The 566-nt window shown below is 53.9% G+C and carries 1 protein-coding gene; it reads right to left on the bottom strand.

Annotation, left to right across the window (positions count from 1 at the left end):
* A partial coding sequence (locus ACTHTQ_RS11260; RefSeq protein WP_440363966.1) for an IS3 family transposase occupies positions 1–566 on the bottom strand: 566 nt, incomplete at both ends.

The following is a 566-nucleotide window of genomic DNA, read 5'->3' as shown; positions in this document are numbered from 1 at the left end:
CGCAAAGAAGCTTTCCATCGGCGCATTGTCCCAACAGTTCGCCTTTCGCGACATGCTTTGAACCATGGAATGCTCCGCAAGCAATTCCCTATACCCCGCCGTACGGTACAGCACACCTTGGTCCGAATGAAGCATCGTTCCTTTATCAGTCAGACGGGGGGCGGCTTTTTCGAGCATTTCCTTCACCATTTCGCTGTCGGCTCTGCGGCTCATGGCGTAGGCGACGATTTCCCTGTTGAACAAGTCCAATATCGGCGATAGGTACAGTTTGCCGTCCTTCCCTTTGAGTTCGGTAACGTCGGTCAGCCATTTTTCGTTGGGCTTTTCGGCTTTGAACCGGCGTTTGAGGAGGTGTTCCGATATTTCGCCCATGGCGGGATGGCGGCAGGCTTTTTTCGCCCGTATTTTGGCTTTCAGTCCTAGCTGCTTCATCAACCTCGCTGCTTTTTTGCGGTTCCAATCCAATGATGCGGCAATGCGCCTTTGCCCGTAGCGTCCTTTATGCCGTTCGTAGATTTCGGCGATAAGGGCTTTGTCGGCTGCATCGGGGTCGGGCCGGTCTTGAT

The organism is Neisseria sp. P0020.S003, from assembly GCF_051957095.1.
In the GTDB taxonomy this organism is placed as follows: Bacteria; Pseudomonadota; Gammaproteobacteria; order Burkholderiales; family Neisseriaceae; genus Neisseria; species Neisseria subflava.
Note: the sequence above shows the minus strand (reverse complement) of the source record. Positions and strands in the feature narration are given on the sequence as shown.